Consider the following 18130-nt stretch of genomic DNA (forward strand, 5'->3'; position numbering starts at 1 on the left):
GCATATGCTCATTTAGGATCAAGAAGAAATTCATGGCGACTAGGCACGACATTGAGTTCCCCGGCGAATCCGGCGCGACCTTGCGCGGATGGCTTTTCGTGCCGGATCACGTGGGCGGGCCGCGGCCGGCAATCTCGATGTGTCATGGCTACGCGGCGGTAAAGGAACATGGGCTGGAGCGCTTCGCGCTTGCTTTCGCGGAAGCCGGCTTTGTCGTGATGATCCACGACCATCGCGGTTTCGGAGCCAGCGATGGTGAGCCGCGCCACGATATTGACCCTTGGATGCAGATCAAGGACTGGAGCCGTGCCGTCTCTTTCCTCGAAAACCGCCGGGAAGTGGACGCGCAGCGGATTGGCATATGGGGCACCAGCTATAGCGGCGGCCACGCACTGGTGTTGGGTGCGACAGACCGACGGATCCGCTGCGTCGTGTCACAGGTGCCCACGATCAGCGGCTTCGAGCAGGGGCGCCGGCGTGTCTCCCCGGATGTCGCGCCAGGTTTCCTGGCGACGCTCTCCGCCGACTTGCGCGAACAACATCGAGGCGGCGCGCCTCGCTACCAGGCCGTCGTCAGCGACGACCCCTTGGTCCCGGCGGCCTATCGGTCGCCGGACTCGATCGCGTTCTATCAACAGGACACCGGCGGCGCATGGGAAAACACCGTCACGCTGCGTTCGACTTTCGCCGCACGTATGTATGAGCCGGGTATCTGGGCCGCGCGCGTTTCCCCTACCCCACTGCTCATGATCGTCGCAACCGACGACCGTCTGACGATGACGGATCTCGAGCTGCAGGCATACGAAGACGCGCTACCGCCAAAGCGCCTTGTTCTGGTACCTGGCGGTCATTTCGACCCTTATGACGCGGCATTTCCCCGTGCGCGGCAGGCCGCCATCGAATGGTTCGAAGAGCACCTGGTCCCCCAGCCGCCGACGCTCGCCCCGGCGCGCGGATAGCGGCGGGCGGTTTTGTTTACCCTTGCAGGAGAAATATCGAATGCCTGTTTTCAATGCACACATCCCTAAAGGGAAGTTCACCCGGGAACGCAAGATTGCAATCGGCAATGCGCTGAACCAGTCCCTGGTGCAAGCTCTTAACATCCCGCCCGGCGACCGGTTCGTCATGATCTCCGAACATGGCGACGATGAGCTTTTCATCGACCCGACCTTCATGGGAATGGAGCGCAGCGCCGAGGCGATGATCGTGACCGTCCTCATCGGGGCGCATCGGCCCGCGGAGGACAAGAAACTGTTGATGGCCGCGATTACGCGATTGCTCGAACAGGATGCAGGGGTATCCCCGGACGATGTATTCATCGCCTTCATCCCCGTACCGAACGAGAACTTCTCCTTCGGCCGCGGCATTGCGCAGCTTATGGATATCGCGCCTAAATGGTGAAAGAGGATGGCTCCGGTACGCCAACGGCAGCAGCACCCGAGCCCGGACGCCGGCCGGGTGTTTGATCGACATGCAAAAGAAGTAGACAGGTGACGCCTTAACCGCACCTGCACCACGTAGAGATTCGGAGACAATCATGGACCGCAGTTTTCTCAGATCCGCCCTGGGGTGGATCGTTCAAGCTTCTCTGGCCATCACGCTGGGTACCGCGACCCATGCGGCCCTGGCCGATTCATTTCCATCGCAATCGGTCCTCCTGACCGTGGGCTACCCCGCCGGAGGCGGCGCGGACGTCGCCGCGCGCCAGCTTTCCGCACCCCTGCAGCAGTTGCTGGGCCAGACAGTCGTGGTGGAGAACCGTGGCGGCGCGAGCGGCTCGATCGCCACGGCGTACTACCTGCAGCAACCCCAGGACGGCCACCGGCTTCTCGCGCTGACCGGCAACGACGCCGTCATGAATCCTGCCGTGTTGAAGTCGGCGAAGTATGACCCGAACGAACTGCGCCTATTGCATCCGTTGATTTTCTCCGACCTTGTCCTGGTGACCGGCCGCAAGGATGCGCCCGAGAATATCGACAAGCTCATCGCCATGATCAAGGCACCAGGCGGGCCCGAGTACTCGTTTGGCAACTGGGGCGTGGGCTCGACACCCCATCTTGCTTCAGTGGATTTCCAGCTACAGGCGGGCATCAAGACGCTCGACGTACAGTATCGCGGCGTCACCCCCATCGTCCAGGATCTCGTCGGGGGACAAGTCGACTACGCGTTTCTTCCCATCGTATCCACCGTGCTGGATATGATTCGCGCGGGTAGATTGAAGGCGGTATCCATGGGGACGGTCTCTCGGAATCCCAGTCTTCCGGACGTTCCCGGCACTGGTGAAAGCACTGTACTCAAGGATTTCAATTACCAGGTGTGGCCGGGGATTTTTGTCCACCGGAATACCCCGGAGCCGGTGGCGCGCAAACTGCAAGAGTCCGTGGCAGGCGTGGTCAACAGCGCCGCCTATCAGAAGTGGTCGGTGGACACCGGCAATAGGCCGATGACGCCCATGGATCTCGCCCAGGCCGATGCTTTCTATCGCGACGAACTCGCACGGGCGCAGCGCCTGACGGCGAAAGCGAACCTGTCCCGGCAATGATGCGCGCTCTTGCGGGCCTGGAATAAGGCTGCATAGCACCAAAGACAAAGGGCTTACAGATCGATTTCTGTAAGCCCTTGATTTTCTTGGTCGGGGCGGCGGGATTCGAACTCGCGACCCTCTGCTCCCAAAGCAGATGCGCTACCAGGCTGCGCTACGCCCCGACGACCGTCCGCTATTCGGACGGGCCTGAATTGTACATGAGGCCGGGATGGCTTACGGCCCTGCGTACCTTTCGCGGCCCGGCCACGCACGGGATCCCCGTTCAACCCGCCAGCCTGGCGATCCAGGGCTGCAGTTCCAGCTTTTCCTCCAGGCCGAAGCCGGGCGCCGAAGTGGGGCGTACCCGCCCCTGCGCCAGTCCGCAACCGGCCGGATAACCGCCGAAGGGCTGGAACACGCCCGGATAGGCCTCGCAGCCGCCCAATTCCAGGCCGACGGCGATATGCAGGTTGATGAGATGGCCGCCGTGCGGATAAGCCTGCTTGCGGCTGTACCCGCGCGCTTCGAGCAGATCCACAATGGCGGCATATTCCGTCAGGCCATAGCACAGGCCCGCGTCCATCTGGAAGATGTCCTTGCCGATGCGCGGTCCGCCATAGTCGAGCAGGTTGACGACCTCGCGCAGGGAGAACAGGTTCTCCCCGGTCGCCAATGCCCCGCCATAGGCCTGGGCCAACTCCCGATTCAGGCGGAAGTCCAGCGGATCGCCGGCTTCCTCGTACCAGCGCAGGCCGTAAGGGGCGATGGCCTGTGCATAGCGCAGCGCCGTATCCAGGTCGAACCGGCCGTTGGCGTCGACCGACAGCCGCGATCCGGCACCCGCGATCTTCAGCGCCTCTTCGATGCGCGCCAGATCGTCGGACAGCGATGCGCCGCCGATCTTGATCTTGTACGCATCGAACCCGAGCTCGCGATAGCCGCTCAGTTCCGCGGACAGCGTGTGCGCGCTGGCGGGTGGGTAGTAGTACCCGCCGGCGGCATAGACATCGACGTCCGTACGCACTGCCGTTCGACCGAAATGCCGTGCAATGGTGGCATACGCCGGCTCGTCGGCCAGCTTGGCATTGAGATCCCAGATGGCCAGTTCCACCGCCGCCACCGCGCAGGCGCGATCGCCATGGCCGCCCGGTTTCTCGTTACGCATGGCAGCCGCAGCCACCTTCGCTGGGGCGAAGGTATCGCCCGCCTCTGATAGCAGCGCAGCGGGATTGGTTTCCAGTACGCGCGGAATGACACGATCCCGCAGGATGCCACCCTGCGCAAAGCGCCCGATCGAGTCAAAGGCGTAGCCTGTGACCCGGCGCCCGCTCCGCACCACGTCGGTCTCGACGGCGACAAGCGAAACAGTGTGCTGCGAGAAATTCACCAGGGCATTGGCGATATTGCCGGCGAGCGGGACGGAGATTTCCTTGATGGCGGTGATACGCATGATGCGGGTTCAGCCTAGTCGATAGTTGCGCCGGATTCTTTGACGATCTTGCCCCATTTGGCGATCTCGCTGCGCAGGAAATTGCCGAAGTGCGCCGGCGTTTCCTTGCCGGCAGGGGTAACGGCCATGGTGGCAAGCTTGCTCGTCACGGCGGGATCGGTCAGCGCGGCCTGGACCGCGCCGTTCAAGATGTCGAGGGCCGGTTGCGGCGTACCGGCCGGAGCCGCCAGGCCGAACCAGCCGATGGCTTCGAACCCGGGATAGCCCTGTTCTGCCACGGTGGGTACGTCAGGCAGGAATTCGGAACGCTGCAACGAGGTGACGGCAATGGCCTTCATGCGGCCGGCCTTGATCTGCGCGAGCGAGGCCGGCACTGAATCGACCAGCATGGGAATCTGGCCGCCAAGAACCTGGGTCTGCGCGTCGGCGCTGCCGCGGAACGGGACGTGCATCAGCGTGATGCCGGCCGTCTTCTCGAAGTACTCCATCGTCAGGTGCTGGGTCGAGCCGTTGCCCGATGACCCGAAGGTCAGTTGGCCCCCGCGCGCCTTGGCGACGAAGCTCTTGATGTCGCTGAAACCTGCCTGGGGATTCGCGGCGAAGACCTGCGGCGAGGTTCCGAGCAGCGCGACGCCAACCAGGTCGGTCTGGGGATGATAGGTAAGCTTGGGATAGATCGCCGGCGCGATGGCATAAGGGCCATTGCTGATCAGGACCAGCGTATAGCCGTCCGGCGCCGAACGAACCGCCACGTCCGTGCCCAGGGTGCCCCCGGCGCCGGGGCGGTTCTCCACCACCACGGACTGTCCCAGGCGGCGGGTGATCTGCTCGGCGAAGACCCGGCCGATCAGGTCGCCGGACTGGCCGGCAGGAAATGGAACGATGAGGCGGATGGGCTTGGACGGATAGTCCGCTGCCCGCGCGCCTGTCCCGGCGAGCAGGCAGAGCGCGGCCACGCAAAGGCCTTTCTTGATCATGTCTTCCTCCATGGCGCGGGCAACATGGCCGGCGCCGTTATCGTCGTGTGTCTACCCTCGATCAGCGCGCCGGACAGGCCTCCCTACAGCACGGGATACCGCACGGGAACACCGGACGTCATACCGCAGGCGGGCTCTGTACCCATTCCGCATCCACGAACTGGCTTCGCCACTTGAATAGTACGTACCATTCAATGGTACGTACCAAGAATACGGATTTGCGTGCACTGCTGTCAAGTACAATCCCGACCGGATCGACCGACGCTCCGCATGGCCCGCATACCCTCGGGTCGCAAGCCGGGCAGGCAACGACGTCACGGGAAAACAGGATGGCAGCGCGTTACGCGGAACTCGCGCAAACGATCGTGAAAGAGATCGCCGCGGGACAGATGGCGGTCGGCGACAGATTGCCGAGCGAGGTCGAAATGGCCGGGCAGCGCGGCGTCAGCCGCGCCACCGTGCGTGCGGCGCTGGACATCGTCGAAAGCCTCGGCCTGATCTCGCGCAAGCGGCGCTCGGGCACGCGTGTGGAGGCGACAGCCCCCACACCGCGCTATGCACGGTCGATCGCCACAGTCGAAGATCTGGTGCAATATGCCGCCGAGACCGAGCGGCATGTCAAACACATCGAGGAAGTCATTGCCGACGACGCCCTGGCCGCGCGCCTGGGCTGCCGTCCGGGCCAGCGTTGGCTGAACGTCAGGATGCTCCGGACGGAGACGGGTGCAGGACCCGCCATCTGCTGGACGGAGGTCTATCTCGACGCCGCGATCGGCCGCCGTATCCGCCGCTACGTGAGGCAGGAAAAAGGCCTGATCTGCGACCTGATGCAGGAAAAATGCGGCGTCGTCATCGTCGACATCACGCAGTCCATGCGCGCCGTCAAACTCGAAGCGCGCATGGCCCAGCACCTCGGCTGCGAGCCGGACGATGCCGCGCTCGAGATCAGGCGCCACTACAAGGACGGCGCCGGCCGGGTGTGCCAGATCACCATCAGCACGCATGCCGGCGACCGCTTCGAATACGGACTGCGCCTGACCCGATAGCCGGCGGGTGGCCTCGGCGCATTCGATGCGTGGATTGGCACACCGCTCCGGAGCCGATGCCTTCACACCTCCCTCCCGCGGAACGGTGACGCGGCGATCCCGCGGATTCGATGCGCGCACCGGTGCCTGCCCGGTCTTTCGACCCTCCGCCCCAGGAACTCCACGAAGGGGGGCAACACCTAAGGGCGCGCGCACCGATCCGTGCGCGCTTCACGCAACAGGAGAGGACATGTCGATTTCGATGAGCCGCACCGCCGGGCCGGCTGTGTGTCATGGGACGCTGGCACTATTGGATAGCACCACGCCAGGCAGCGCGCCCCAGCCGTCAAAAGGCACGACATCGCAGGATATCGCCGCGTGTGCCATGTTCGCCGGATACGCCGTGCGACGCCACGTCGCGGCACACGCACGTCACATCACACCCCCGCTCGGACGTCCCGTCGGACATGGCATCGTGGCCGGGCGGCGCCATGCAGCCGAAGCCACGGAACGCACCCGGCGCGCGGCCATTGGCCCGGACAACGCGCCTGGGATACCGGACGAGCCGCACACCTTTGGCATGCGCACGTTGGAGGCAACCCTGAACCGGTGGGAGCGTGCGGGCAAGCATCAGGATATCGTCGCGGCCTACCGGGATACCATGACGGAAGGAGACGGCCTGGACTCCGTGGCGGGGACGACACGCCGCGTCGCCCTTTACGATGCCGTCGTCGACGCCTGGCGCCAGGACGGCACCTTCGACAAGGTGGTGCGCGCCAGTATGGAAGTGCTCAAGCAAGGGGGCGCTTACGAAGACACCATCCAACGGTTTCGCGAGGGCTTCTACCCCCATCTGGACGCGGCGCAGGCGGAGAAGAAATTTCTGGCCGACTTCGCCGACTGGGACAACATGTCCCCAACGGACAAGCGCATCAGCTTCGTCTGGTACATGGATCCGCGCCGCATGCTGGGCGATGAACCGGCGGACCGCGATAGCGAGGACTAGTCCCAGACCGACACGAACCCACGGCCGATACGCAACTTGAGGCCGGTGCCTTCGACCCGCTCCCAAACCCGCCCCGGTGGACACCACCGCAGCAGAAGCACGGACGTCAGCGCGCGCCGCAGCCGCACATGGGCCTGGCCACGCTTGCGGGCCAGGCGCTGAGCGGCCCGGCCGCTCGGCTCGATCAGCCGAAGCGGCCGGTAATGTAGTCCTCGGTTTCCTTGCGCTTCGGTTTGACGAAGATCTGGTCCGTTTCGCCAAACTCCATCAGCTCGCCCAGGTACATGTAGGCCGTGTAGTCCGAGCAACGCGCCGCCTGCTGCATGTTGTGCGTCACGATCACGACCGTGTACTCGTTCTTCAGCTCGGCGATCAGCTCTTCGATCTTGGCCGTGGAAATCGGATCCAGCGCCGAACAAGGTTCATCGAGCAGCAGGACCTCGGGCTTGATGGCGACGCCGCGCGCGATGCACAGCCGTTGTTGCTGCCCGCCCGACAGGCTGTTGCCGCTCTGGTGGATCTTGTCCTTGACCTCATTCCACAGCGCGGCCTTGGTCAAAGCCCATTCCACCCGTTCGTCCATCTCGCCCTTGCTCAGGCGCTCGAACAACCGCACGCCAAAGGCAATGTTGTCGTAGATGCTCATGGGGAACGGCGTGGGCTTCTGGAACACCATGCCGACCTTCGCGCGGATCAGCGAGATGTCGGTCTTGGTGGTCAGCAGGTTTTCGCCATCCAGCAGGATCTCGCCTTCGGCGCGCTGGCCCGGATACAGCTCGAACATGCGGTTGAAGGTACGCAGCAGCGTCGACTTGCCGCAGCCCGAAGGCCCGATGAATGCCGTGACCTTCTTTTCCCGGATCGACATGTTCACGTCGCGGATGGCGTGGAACTTGCCGTAGTAGAAGTTCAGGTTCTTGACCTCGAGCTTCGAGGAAAGGGCTTTTGCGGTGTTTTCCATATCGTTTCCCTAAGGCCGCGCCGCGCGGCGCGGACGGCGGATCATGACCAGCGGGTCAGGCTTTGCGGAACAGGTTGCGCGCCGCGATGTTGATTCCCAGGACGACCAGGGTGATCAGCGTGGCCCCGGCCCAGGCCAGGTCGTTCCATTCCCTGAACGGGCTCGCGGCATACTGGTAGATCACCACGGGCAGGTTGGACATGGGCGCATTCATGTTCCACGACATGAACTGGTTGGAGAGCGCGGTGAACAGCAGCGGCGCGGTCTCGCCGGAGATACGGGCGATCGCCAGCAAGATACCGGTGATGATGCCGGAACGCGCGGCGCGGTAGCAGACCATGGTAATCATGCGCCACTTCGGGCAGCCCAGCGCGGCCGTGGCTTCCCGCAGTCCATTGGGCACCAGCATCAGCATGTTGTCGGTGGTGCGCACCACCACCGGCACCACCAGGATGGCCAGGGCAATCGACCCCGCCCAGCCCGAATAGTGGCCCACCTGCGCGACATACACGGCATAGATGAACAGGCCGATGATGATGGACGGCGCCGACAGCAGCACATCGTTCAGGAACCGGGTGGCCGGCGCCAGCCATCCCCGCCCGCCATATTCGGCCAGGTAGGTGCCGGCCAGGATGCCGACCGGCGTGCCGATCAGCGTTCCCACGCCGACCATGAGCAAGCTGCCCATGATGGCGTTGATCAGGCCGCCGGCCTGCCCGGGCGGCGGCGTGATCTCCGTGAACAGCGTGAAAGACAGGGCGCCGGCGCCCTTGAGCAGCAGTGTGGCGATGATCCAGAACAGCCAGAACAAGCCGAACACCAGGGCGGCCATCGACAAGGACAACATCACCTTGTTGACGACACGCCGGCGCCGGTAGGACGCGTTCTGCATATGAAGGACGGATGTGGCCATGACGATTTTCCGGTGGCTCAGTTCTTCTTGCCTTCCTGCAGCGCCAGGCGAGCCAGCAACAGCTTGGAAAGGGCGAGCACGATGGTAGTGATGATGAACAGCACCAGGCCGAGTTCCAGCAAAGCGGATTTCTGCATGCCGCCCGCTTCATTGAATTCATTGGCCAAGGCCGAGGCGATCGAGTTGCCCGGAGAGAACAGCGAGCCGCCCATGCTGAAGGAATTGCCGATGACAAAGGTCACCGCCATCGTTTCCCCCAGGGCGCGGCCCAGGCCCAGCATGATGCCGCCGATGACGCCGGACTTGGTGAACGGCAACACCACGCGCCACATCACTTCCCAGGTCGTGCTGCCCAGTCCGTAGGCCGATTCCTTCAGCATCGGCGGCACGAGTTCGAAAACGTCCCGCATGACCGCTGCGATGAAGGGAACGATCATGATGGACAGGATCAGGCCCGCGGTGAAAATCCCGATGCCGAACGGAGGCCCTGCAAACCAGCCTCCAATGAAGGGAACGTTGCCGAGCACATCGATCAGCGTGGGCTGCACGTATTGCTGGAATACGGGGACAAAGACAAAAAGACCCCACATGCCGTAAATGATGGACGGAATCGCCGCGAGCATCTCGATGGCCGTGCCCAAGGGCCGGCGCAGCCAGGTCGGGGAAAGTTCAGTCAGGAAGATGGCGATGCCGAAGGAGACCGGTACCGCGATGATCAGGGCGATGATCGAGGTGGCCAATGTGCCGTAGATCGGCACCACGGCACCGAAGCTCTGCTTGACCGGATCCCAGTCGTTGAGCCACAGGAACGACAGGCCATATTCCGCGAGGGATTCCCGGCTGCCATAAATGAGCGAAACCAGGATCGCCGCCAGCAGGCTGAAAACCAGGAAGGCGAACAGACGGGTAAGGTTTCTGAACAGCGCATCCATCAGCGCGTTTTGATTTTGCTTCATTGGGGAAGGTGTGCCGTGGGCGGCGGAGCCCGCCGCGTGGGATGAAACCGGCACATTATTATCCATTACCGCGCTCATGGATGGGCTTTCCTTGCAGAAGAGTCGGGCCCGGGCGGATGGCGCCCGGGCCCGGCGAGGGTGACGTTATTGCCAGACCGCCTTACCGTCGGCCGACTTGATCACCTGCCACGAAGCACGGATCTGCGTGGTGACTGCCTCGGGCAGCGGCACGTAGTCCAGCGCTTCGGCCGACTTGGCGCCGTTCTTGAAGGCCCAGTCGAAGAACTCCAGCACGGCCTTGCCCTGGCCCGGCTTGTCCTGCACCTTGTGCACCAGGATGAAGGTCGCCGAAGTCACGGGCCAGGACGCGTCGCCCGGCTCGTTGGTCAGCACCACACCCATGCCCGGGGCGCTCTTCCAGTCCGCGTTGGCGGCAGCGGCGGCGAAGGCCGTCTGCTCGGGCTGGACGAATTTCCCGGCGGCATTCTGCAGCTGGGTCCAGGAAAGCTTGTTCTGCTTGGCGTAGGCGTATTCGACGTAGCCGATGGAGTTCTTCAATTGGCCGACGTAGGCGGCGACGCCTTCGTTGCCCTTGCCGCCCTGCCCGGTGGGCCACTTGACCGCCTTGCCTTCGCCGACCTTCGCCTTCCAGTCAGCGGAAACCTTGGACAGGTAGTTGGTCCAGCCGAAGGTCGTGCCAGAGCCGTCCGAACGGTGCACCACGATGATGTCGGCGGAAGGCAGCTTGACGTCGGGGTTCATCGCCTGAATGGCGGCATCGTCCCACTTCTTGATCTTGCCCATGAAGATGTCGGCCAGCACGGGGCCCGACAGCTTCAATTGGCCGGGGGTCACGCCGTTGATGTTGACGACCGGCACGGTGCCGCCGATGACGGCGGGGAATTGCAGCAGACCGTTCTTTTCCAGGTCCTCACCCTTCATCGGGTCATCCGAGGCGCCGAAATCGACCGTCTTGGCGATGATCTGCTGCTGGCCGCCACCCGAGCCGATCGACTGGTAGTTGACCGTGTTGTTGGTCGCGGCCTTGTAGTCGGACGCCCACCGGGCGTAGACCGGGTACGGGAACGAAGCGCCGGCGCCGGTGATATTGGCCGCCTGCACGGCGATTGCGGCAGCACTCAGGGCCAGGCCCAGGGAGATCTGCTTGAAGACACGCATCGTGATTTCCTTCTCGTCTGTGGATGAATGACCGCGGGCAAGGCCCGTCTTTCTTGTCATGGAGCGCATGTTAAGAGCGCAAGATGACAGGATAGTGACAGTCATATACCGCTGAGAGAGGGACGGAAGCCCCGTCAGGCCGACGCGCCGCCCAGCTTGTGCATGAGGTGCTCGTGCAGGCTGAAACGGGCCGCCCGGTTGCGCACCCGGGTGTAGTCGCCGTCGGGCTGCTGCTGCCAAGCCAGTTCGTTGTCCCGCAGCGCGCAGGTGAACGCTTCGTCCACGACCCGCTTCTTCAGGGCCTTGTCATTCACCGGGAAGGCGATCTCCACCCGACGGAAGAAATTGCGCTCCATCCAGTCGGCCGACGACAGGTAGACCGTCTCCTTGCCGTCCGCATGGAAGTAGAAAACCCGTGAATGCTCCAGGAAACGCCCAACGATGGAGCGGACGCGGATGTTCTCGGACAAGCCACGGACGCCGCTGCGCAAGGCGCATACGCCACGCACGATCAGGTCGATCTTCACGCCGGCCTGGCTGGCCTCGTAAAGCTCCTCGATCACGGCGTTTTCCAGCAGGGAGTTCATCTTGGCCATGATCCGGGCCTTGCGCCCCTCGCGCGCCGCCTGTGCTTCGGCGCGGATCAGGGCGACCATGCTTTCGTGCAGGGTGAACGGAGATTGCAGGAGTGCCTTCAGCGAGCGGCGCGCGCCCAGGCCGGTCAATTGCGCGAAAACCTTGTCCATGTCCTCGCAAATGTCGGGGTCCGCCGTCAGCAGGCCGAAATCGGTATAAAGCCGCGCGGTACGCGGGTGATAGTTGCCCGTGCCCAGGTGCGCGTAGCGACGCAGGCGGCCGCGCTCGCGGCGCAGGACCACCGCCATCTTGGCGTGCGTCTTGTGGCCCACCACGCCGTAGACCACGTGAGCGCCCACTTCCTCCAGGCGCGCCGCCCAGTTGATATTGGTCTGCTCATCGAAGCGCGCCATCAGTTCCACGACCACGGTCACTTCCTTGCCGGCCCGCGCCGCCGCCAGCAGGATCTGCATCAGCTCGGAGTCCTCGCCGGTACGGTAGATGGTCTGCTTGATCGCCATCACGTCGGGGTCCAGCGCAGCGGCGGTCAGGAAATCGATGACGGGCTGGAAGGACTGGTAAGGGTGGTGCAACAGGCGGTCGCCCGCCGCGATGGCGGCGAACATGGCGCCTGGATTGACCGCCGGCTGGTTGAACGGCGCCGGCAGCGCCCCGCGGTACTCGGGGAATAACAGGTTCGGTCGGTCACCCACATTGCAGAGCTGCATCAGGCGGGACAGGTTGACCGGCCCGTTGACGCGATACGTGTCGCTGGGCGACAGCGAAAACTCGCGCTGCAGGAAGGCCTCCAGGTCGGGCGGTGTCAGTTTGTCGATCTCCAGACGCACGGCGGCGCCGAAGTTGCGCTGCGACAGTTCTCCCTGCAACGCCTGCCGCAGGTTGGTGACTTCTTCTTCGTCGACGAACAGATCGCTGTTGCGCGTCACCCGCCACTGGTAGCAGCCTTGCATTTCCAGCCCGGGAAACAATTCGCCGACGAAGGCGCGCATGAGGGAGGTCAGCAGCACATAGCCGTCCGGATGGCCCGAGACCTCCTGCGGCATGCGTATCAGGCGCGGCAGCGCCCGCGGCGCCTGCACGATGGCGATCGACGCCTTGCGGCCGAAGGCGTCGACGCCGCGCAAGGAAACAATGAAGTTCAGGCTTTTGTTGTAGACCCGCGGAAAGGGATGGGCCGGATCGAGCCCGATCGGGGTCAGCAGCGGCATCACGTCGCGATGAAAGGCCTCGCGCGCCCAGTGCTGCTGGGCCTCGTCCCATTCCGAAGCGTGATGCAGCACGATGCCCTGTTCGTTCAGGCGCGGCAGTATCTCTTCATTCAGCAGGTCATACTGGCGCGCCACCAACGCGTGCACGGCATCCTGGACATGCACATAGGCTTCGCCCGGGGTCAATCCGTCGCAGCCCACCACATTGGGCGTCTGGCGCTGCTGCTCCTTCAGGCTGGAAATGCGGATTTCGAAGAACTCGTCCAGGTTTGAACTGACGATACAGACGTAGCGCAGGCGCTCCAGCAGGGGCGTCCCGGGATTCTCCGCCATGGCCAGGACGCGCTCGTTGAATTTGAGTAGCGACAGTTCCCGGTTCAGGAATAAAGGCTCCAAAGCCGTCGTGGATGTCATTCGAAATTCCGTCTCGTGTCAGGCAGCGGATCGTTTTACTTCAGTTTCATGACCGTTCCATGACGAATCTGTAAGCGTACGCTCAAAAGCGGCCCAATGCGACCGTACGAATGGACGCGGCTCTCTATAATGGCGCGACTCCCGCTTTTTGCCGCCCTGCCGCATGGATCATCTACTGGCCGCCGTCGACCTTGGTTCCAACAGTTTCCGCCTCTCCATAGGGAGGGTGGTGCAACAGGAAGGCACGGCGCAGATCTACCAGATAGACCGCCTGAAGGAAACCGTGCGCCTGGCGGCCGGCCTGGACGCCGACAAGCGCCTTTCCCCGGATGCGGTCGAACGTGCCATCGAAGTGCTGGAGCGCTTCGGGGAACGCCTGCGCAGCTTCCACGCCAGTCGTGTGCGCGCCGTTGCCACGAACACGTTCCGCGTGGCACGCAACACGGCCGAATTCCTGCCGCGCGCGGAGTCGGCGCTGGGATTTCCCATCGAGGTCATCGCCGGACGCGAAGAAGCACGGCTGATTTTCTCGGGCGTGGTCCACACCCTGCCGCCCTCGCCCAACAAGCGGCTGATCATCGACATCGGCGGCGGCTCCACCGAAGTCATCATCGGCAAGGGCTACGAGCCAGGCCTGATGTCGTCGCTTTACATGGGCTGCGTCAGCTACAGCCGCCAGTTTTTCGGCGACGGCGTGGTCGACGCCTACCAGATGAAGCTGGCCGAACTGGCGGCTCGCCGCGAGGCCGAAGTCATCGCCAAGCAGTACCGCAAGATGGGATGGAAGGAAGCCTATGGTTCCTCCGGCACCGCCAAGGCGCTGTACGCCATCCTGACCGAGTGCGGCTTCTCCGACCGGGGCATCACCCGCGCGGGGCTGGCCAAGCTGAAGGACCGCATCATCCGCTCGGGCCGCGTGATCCCTTCCGAATTGCCCGGCATCAAGGTGGAACGCGCCGACGTGCTGCCCGGCGGACTGGCGATCATGAGCGCCCTGTTCGACGAACTGAACATCGATGTGATGCATACCGGCGACGGGGCCCTGCGCCTGGGGGTGCTGTACGACCTGCTGGGCCGGGACGACGAGCATGACAAGCGGGACGAGTCGGTGCGGCAGTTCATGAAGCGCTATCACATCGATGCCAACCAGGCCGGGCGCGTACGGCGTGCCGCCTTGGCGCTGTTCCAGGAATTGGACATCGAGGGCGCCGAACGCGGCGAACTCGCACACGCGTTGGGATGGGCGGCCGACCTGCACGAAATCGGCCTGTCCATCGCCCATAACGACTACCACAAGCATTCGGCCTACGTGCTGGGCAACGCAGACATGCCGGGTTTCTCTCGCGATGACCAGCGCCTGCTCGCCCTGCTCGCCTTGGGCCACCACGGCAAGCTGGGCAAGCTCGAACCGCTGGTGCGGAGCCGCCAGGAATGGCTGGCCATTCTGTGCCTGCGGCTCGCGGTCCTGTTGTTCCGCCGGCGTGAAGACCTGCCGGCGTTGCCGTTGACCGTCTCCGTACGAGGCGATTCCATCGTGGTGCGGGTGCGCCAGGACTGGCTGACTACGCACCCTTTGAGCGACTTCACCCTGCGCGCCGAAGAATCGGAATGGCGCAAAGTGGGTTTTTCCTTCGAACTGCTGGAATTCTAGGATAGCCGCCGCAGCGCGGCGTCGCGCAGCGCGCTGCCTATCAAGCGGCTTTGCGAACGGGACGCCGCGGCGCCTGCTCGGCCTCGCCTACGGGCGGCAAGCCGAAATGCCGGCGATAGCGCTCGTCCATCTGTTTCATGTCCAGCAGCACAGGGAAGTCCGCGGCATTGAAGTCGGGATCCCAGGCGGGCTCGCCACATACCTTCGCGCCCAGTTTCAGGTATCCCTTGATGAGCGGCGGCACGCGCGCCGGCAGCGTCGTGCTTTGGAGCTTTTCCAGGGGATAACGATGCAGCGGCTTCACGCGCGGCAAGGCCGCATCGTTCATGCATGCCGACACCGCGCGCCAGACTTCGGCGGCCGTCGCGCCATCGTCGCGCAGGCTGACGCTGGCGCAGCCCAGCAGGTAATCGTAGCCGCCGCGCCGCATGACCTCGGCCACGCCGGACCACAGCAGCATGATGACGGCGCCATTGCGGTAGGCGGGATGCGTGCAGGAACGCCCCGCTTCCACTACCTTGTCGCGCAAGGCGCCCAGGCCGGACAGGTCGAACTCGGATTCCGAATAGTAGCCACCCACCGCCCGTGCGCTCTCCGGCGTCAGCAGGCGGTAGGTACCGACGACGCGGCCGGTATTCAGCTCCCGCACCATGACGTGCTCGCACCAGTCGTCGAAGCGGTCCTGGTCAATGCCGTCCTGCGAGTCCGGGAACACCGCGCCCATGTCTTCGGTAAAAACGCGAAAGCGCAACCGCTGGATTTCCTCGATCTCTTCGGCGGTACACGCCAGCCCAACGGCAAGGCCTCCGGCGGCAGGATCCTTCCACGTGTCGGGCGTGGCGGCGGTACGGTCTGGATCGATGCGGACTAATTCGAGCATTCGGCCAACTCCTAGATGTCCGAGTAGTGTGGGCGTCGTCTATGTCAGGTATTTGACCGACATGTTACGTGACTGTGAACCACAGGGCGCCCCTACCCGTACAGGAATTGCGCTTTTTGACGGGAGAAATGTGACAACTCAGCCTGCCGATAAACTCGCCGCGAGATCCTGCGCGCAAGCCATGGCCAGGGCGGATTCTTCCGCTTCGACCATGAGGCGCAATTTGGGTTCGGTTCCGGAGGCGCGTATCAGGAGGCGCCCACGGCCGGCGAGCTCGGCCTCGACCTTGCGTCGCGCGGTGAGCAGGCCGGGATGGCTCTGCCAATCCTGGCCCGGAGACAAAGGCACGTTGATCATCTGCTGCGGGTACATGCGCAGATCCGTGGTCCAGTCGGCCAGCGAGGAGCCATTGCGACGCAGCGCCGTAAGCACCTGGAGGGCCGCGATCAGACCGTCGCCCGTCGTATGGCAATCCAGGCAGATCAGGTGGCCCGAGCTTTCCCCGCCATAGAGCCAGCCGCGCGCCTGCATCTGCTCCATGACATATCGATCGCCCACGTCGGCGCGGTGAAAGCCCACGCCCAGTTGCTCCATGCGCCGCTCGAAACCGTAATTGGTCATGAGCGTGCCCACCACGCCCGCCACCGTTCCGCGCTGCATGCGTTCCCGCACGATGGCGTAAAGCAATTCATCGCCGTTATAGATGCGGCCGTTGCCGTCCACCATCTGCAGGCGGTCCGCATCGCCGTCCAGCGCGATCCCCAGGTGGGCACCACGCGCGCGCACTTCGGCGGCCAGGGCCTCCGGATACAGCGCGCCCACGCCCTTGTTGATATTGAAGCCGTCGGGCTGGACGCCCACCGCGTGCACATCCGCGCCGAGCTCGCGGAAAACGTGGGGCGCGATGTGGTACGCCGCGCCATGCGCCGCGTCCACGACCAGGCTCAGCCCGTTCAGGTCGAGGTCGTTGGGGAAGGTACTTTTGCAGAACTCGATGTAGCGGCCCGCCGCATCGTCGACACGGCGCGCGCGGCCCAGGGCTTCCGAGCCGACACAACCGAGGGGCTCGTCCAGTGCCGCCTCGATCGCCGCCTCGGTCTCGTCGGGCAGCTTCATGCCCCGGCCCGAGAAGAACTTGATGCCGTTGTCCTGATACGGATTGTGCGAGGCGCTGATGACGATGCCGGCCGTTTGCCGCAGCACGCGGGTCAGGTAAGCGACGGCGGGCGTCGGCACCGGCCCCAGCAGCAGTACGTCGATGCCGGCCGCGGCAAACCCGGCTTCCAGCGCCGATTCCAGCATATAGCCGGAGATGCGGGTGTCCTTGCCGATGACGACCTTGGGCCGGGCGCCCCCGCGGGTTTCGCGTGCGAAAACCCTGCCCGCGGCATAGCCGAGCCGCAAGGCGAACTCCGGATTGATCACCGGGCCGCCGACCTCGCCACGCACCCCGTCGGTGCCGAAATATTTACGTGCGCTCATACGTTTCGTGTACTCATACGTATCGGTTTCTGATCCGGGCCATCGGCGGCAGTCCCGCCTTGTTCGACAGCCTGCCATACTTTCAGGGCATCCACGGTTGCGGCGACGTCGTGCACCCGCACGATCGCCGCGCCCCGCGCGACGCCGGCCAGCGCCGCAGCCAGGCTGCCCGCGAGGCGTCCATGCACATCGCGGCCGGTCGCGTGACCGATCATCGATTTGCGCGACACACCGATCAGCAACGGGTAACTGGATACGCGCAGGCTGCCCAGGCGCCTGAGCAATTGGTAATTCTGGTCCGCCGTCTTGCCGAAGCCGAAACCGGGGTCCAGCACGATGCGGCGCGGATCGATCCAGGCGGCGCGCAGCTTCTGCGCACGGGAGCCGAGGAACAGGCCGATTTCGCCAAGCAGGTCGTTGTACTCGGGCGGGGTGGCCTGCATGGTACGCGGCTCACCCTTCATATGCATGACGCACAGCCCGCAGCGGGCGCCAGCCACGGCCTCGATGGCGCCGGGCTGCCTGAACCCATAGATGTCGTTGATCATGTCCGCGCCGGCATCCAGCACGGCTCGCATCACACCGGGCTTGAAGGTATCGATGGAAAGCGGCACACCGCAATCGCGCAGCGCTTCCACCAGCGGCAGGACGCGCGCCAATTCCTGTTCTTCAGGGACGGGCGGCGCGCCGGGCCGGGTGGATTCGCCGCCGATATCGAGGATCTGCGCGCCCTCGGCCACCAATTGGCGCGCATGCGCGATAGCAGCATCCGGGTCATCATGCTCGCCGCCATCCGAAAAGGAATCGGGCGTGACATTGACTATGCCCATGACCAGCGGGCGCTCGAGATCGAACTCGTAGCGCCCGCAAAGAAAAGTATTCGCCATCGCGGATACGGGTTGAGCAG

At 64.2% G+C, this 18130-nt stretch carries 16 protein-coding genes and 1 tRNA gene; 6 read left to right on the forward strand and 11 right to left on the reverse strand.

Annotated elements, in window-relative coordinates; all coding sequences use genetic code 11:
- Window positions 1–32: 32 nt before the first annotated feature.
- The 3 genes from BAU07_RS19970 to BAU07_RS19980 all read left to right on the forward strand — a co-directional run bounded on the left by BAU07_RS19970 (window position 33) and on the right by BAU07_RS19980 (window position 2542).
- Window positions 33–959 (forward strand): alpha/beta hydrolase, encoded by a 927-nt coding sequence (locus BAU07_RS19970; RefSeq protein ID WP_066661435.1) that lies wholly within the window; start codon window positions 33–35, stop codon window positions 957–959.
- Window positions 960–999: 40 nt separating this feature from the next.
- Complete coding sequence (locus BAU07_RS19975) at window positions 1000–1401, forward strand: tautomerase family protein (RefSeq protein ID WP_066661437.1); 402 nt, start codon at window positions 1000–1002, stop codon at window positions 1399–1401.
- 136 nt (window positions 1402–1537) lie between these two features.
- Window positions 1538–2542, forward strand: coding sequence for a Bug family tripartite tricarboxylate transporter substrate binding protein (locus BAU07_RS19980; protein WP_066661439.1), 1005 nt, complete (start codon window positions 1538–1540; stop codon window positions 2540–2542).
- Window positions 2543–2629: 87 nt separating this feature from the next.
- Here BAU07_RS19980 and BAU07_RS19985 read toward each other — a convergent pair.
- The 3 genes from BAU07_RS19985 to BAU07_RS19995 all read right to left on the reverse strand — a co-directional run bounded on the left by BAU07_RS19985 (window position 2630) and on the right by BAU07_RS19995 (window position 4951).
- Window positions 2630–2706: transfer RNA gene (locus BAU07_RS19985), tRNA-Pro, on the reverse strand.
- A 101-nt stretch (window positions 2707–2807) separates the two neighbouring features.
- Window positions 2808–3974, reverse strand: coding sequence for an enolase C-terminal domain-like protein (locus BAU07_RS19990; protein WP_066661440.1), 1167 nt, complete (start codon window positions 3972–3974; stop codon window positions 2808–2810).
- A 14-nt stretch (window positions 3975–3988) separates the two neighbouring features.
- A complete protein-coding gene (locus BAU07_RS19995; protein ID WP_198168826.1) occupies window positions 3989–4951 on the reverse strand; it encodes a Bug family tripartite tricarboxylate transporter substrate binding protein in 963 nt (320 codons plus the stop codon).
- 329 nt (window positions 4952–5280) lie between these two features.
- On the opposite strand from BAU07_RS19995, the gene BAU07_RS20000 reads away from it, so the two are divergent.
- Together BAU07_RS20000 and BAU07_RS20005 are read left to right on the forward strand one after the other, a co-directional pair.
- Window positions 5281–5997: a GntR family transcriptional regulator gene (locus BAU07_RS20000; protein WP_066661446.1), complete on the forward strand. Its 717-nt coding sequence runs from the start codon at window positions 5281–5283 to the stop codon at window positions 5995–5997.
- 229 nt (window positions 5998–6226) lie between these two features.
- Window positions 6227–6982: a hypothetical protein gene (locus BAU07_RS20005; protein ID WP_157122361.1), complete on the forward strand. Its 756-nt coding sequence runs from the start codon at window positions 6227–6229 to the stop codon at window positions 6980–6982.
- Between the two features lie 184 nt (window positions 6983–7166).
- Here BAU07_RS20005 and pstB read toward each other — a convergent pair whose 3' ends face one another.
- From pstB to ppk1, 5 genes are all read right to left on the reverse strand, one after another.
- Entirely contained in the window at window positions 7167–7943 is a 777-nt protein-coding gene (gene pstB / locus BAU07_RS20010) for a phosphate ABC transporter ATP-binding protein PstB (RefSeq protein WP_066661452.1), read from the reverse strand.
- Between the two features lie 55 nt (window positions 7944–7998).
- Window positions 7999–8856: a phosphate ABC transporter permease PstA gene (gene pstA / locus BAU07_RS20015; RefSeq protein WP_084025888.1), complete on the reverse strand. Its 858-nt coding sequence runs from the start codon at window positions 8854–8856 to the stop codon at window positions 7999–8001.
- 17 nt (window positions 8857–8873) lie between these two features.
- Window positions 8874–9890, reverse strand: a complete 1017-nt coding sequence (gene pstC / locus BAU07_RS20020; protein WP_066661454.1) for a phosphate ABC transporter permease subunit PstC — start codon at window positions 9888–9890, stop codon at window positions 8874–8876.
- A 66-nt stretch (window positions 9891–9956) separates the two neighbouring features.
- Window positions 9957–10997: a phosphate ABC transporter substrate-binding protein PstS gene (gene pstS / locus BAU07_RS20025; RefSeq protein WP_157122543.1), complete on the reverse strand. Its 1041-nt coding sequence runs from the start codon at window positions 10995–10997 to the stop codon at window positions 9957–9959.
- Window positions 10998–11125: 128 nt separating this feature from the next.
- Entirely contained in the window at window positions 11126–13210 is a 2085-nt protein-coding gene (ppk1, locus tag BAU07_RS20030) for a polyphosphate kinase 1 (RefSeq protein ID WP_066661457.1), read from the reverse strand.
- 163 nt (window positions 13211–13373) lie between these two features.
- Between ppk1 and ppx the strand changes: the two genes are divergently transcribed.
- A complete protein-coding gene (gene ppx / locus BAU07_RS20035) occupies window positions 13374–14861 on the forward strand; it encodes an exopolyphosphatase (RefSeq protein ID WP_066661458.1) in 1488 nt (495 codons plus the stop codon).
- A gap of 40 nt (window positions 14862–14901) precedes the next feature.
- On the opposite strand, the gene BAU07_RS20040 is transcribed toward ppx, so the two are convergent.
- The 3 genes from BAU07_RS20040 to folP form a co-directional block, all read right to left on the reverse strand.
- Window positions 14902–15741 carry a GNAT family N-acetyltransferase gene (locus BAU07_RS20040; protein ID WP_066661466.1) on the reverse strand — a complete coding sequence of 280 codons (840 nt, stop codon included), beginning with the start codon at window positions 15739–15741 and terminating at the stop codon, window positions 14902–14904.
- A gap of 138 nt (window positions 15742–15879) precedes the next feature.
- The gene (glmM, locus tag BAU07_RS20045) at window positions 15880–17223 is read right to left on the reverse strand and encodes a phosphoglucosamine mutase (protein ID WP_066661469.1); all 1344 of its coding nucleotides are present in this window, start codon (window positions 17221–17223) and stop codon (window positions 15880–15882) included.
- Complete coding sequence (gene folP / locus BAU07_RS20050) at window positions 17220–18110, reverse strand: dihydropteroate synthase (protein WP_066661471.1); 891 nt, start codon at window positions 18108–18110, stop codon at window positions 17220–17222. Before folP ends, glmM begins: the two co-directional genes overlap by 4 nt.
- Window positions 18111–18130: the final 20 nt, after the last annotated feature.

This window comes from Bordetella flabilis (assembly GCF_001676725.1).
Taxonomy (GTDB): domain Bacteria; phylum Pseudomonadota; class Gammaproteobacteria; order Burkholderiales; family Burkholderiaceae_B; genus Bordetella_C; species Bordetella_C flabilis.

Coding starts and splice junctions, on each gene's coding strand:
- BAU07_RS19970 (WP_066661435.1), top strand. CDS start 33: ATGGCGACTAGGCACGACATTGAGTTCCCCGGCGAATCCGGCGCGACC.
- BAU07_RS19975 (WP_066661437.1), top strand. CDS start 1,000: ATGCCTGTTTTCAATGCACACATCCCTAAAGGGAAGTTCACCCGGGAA.
- BAU07_RS19980 (WP_066661439.1), top strand. CDS start 1,538: ATGGACCGCAGTTTTCTCAGATCCGCCCTGGGGTGGATCGTTCAAGCT.
- BAU07_RS19990 (WP_066661440.1), bottom strand. CDS start 3,974: ATGCGTATCACCGCCATCAAGGAAATCTCCGTCCCGCTCGCCGGCAAT.
- BAU07_RS19995 (WP_198168826.1), bottom strand. CDS start 4,951: ATGATCAAGAAAGGCCTTTGCGTGGCCGCGCTCTGCCTGCTCGCCGGG.
- BAU07_RS20000 (WP_066661446.1), top strand. CDS start 5,281: ATGGCAGCGCGTTACGCGGAACTCGCGCAAACGATCGTGAAAGAGATC.
- BAU07_RS20005 (WP_157122361.1), top strand. CDS start 6,227: ATGTCGATTTCGATGAGCCGCACCGCCGGGCCGGCTGTGTGTCATGGG.
- pstB (WP_066661452.1), bottom strand. CDS start 7,943: ATGGAAAACACCGCAAAAGCCCTTTCCTCGAAGCTCGAGGTCAAGAAC.
- pstA (WP_084025888.1), bottom strand. CDS start 8,856: ATGGCCACATCCGTCCTTCATATGCAGAACGCGTCCTACCGGCGCCGG.
- pstC (WP_066661454.1), bottom strand. CDS start 9,890: ATGAGCGCGGTAATGGATAATAATGTGCCGGTTTCATCCCACGCGGCG.
- ppk1 (WP_066661457.1), bottom strand. CDS start 13,210: ATGACATCCACGACGGCTTTGGAGCCTTTATTCCTGAACCGGGAACTG.
- ppx (WP_066661458.1), top strand. CDS start 13,374: ATGGATCATCTACTGGCCGCCGTCGACCTTGGTTCCAACAGTTTCCGC.
- BAU07_RS20040 (WP_066661466.1), bottom strand. CDS start 15,741: ATGCTCGAATTAGTCCGCATCGATCCAGACCGTACCGCCGCCACGCCC.
- glmM (WP_066661469.1), bottom strand. CDS start 17,223: ATGAGCGCACGTAAATATTTCGGCACCGACGGGGTGCGTGGCGAGGTC.
- folP (WP_066661471.1), bottom strand. CDS start 18,110: ATGGCGAATACTTTTCTTTGCGGGCGCTACGAGTTCGATCTCGAGCGC.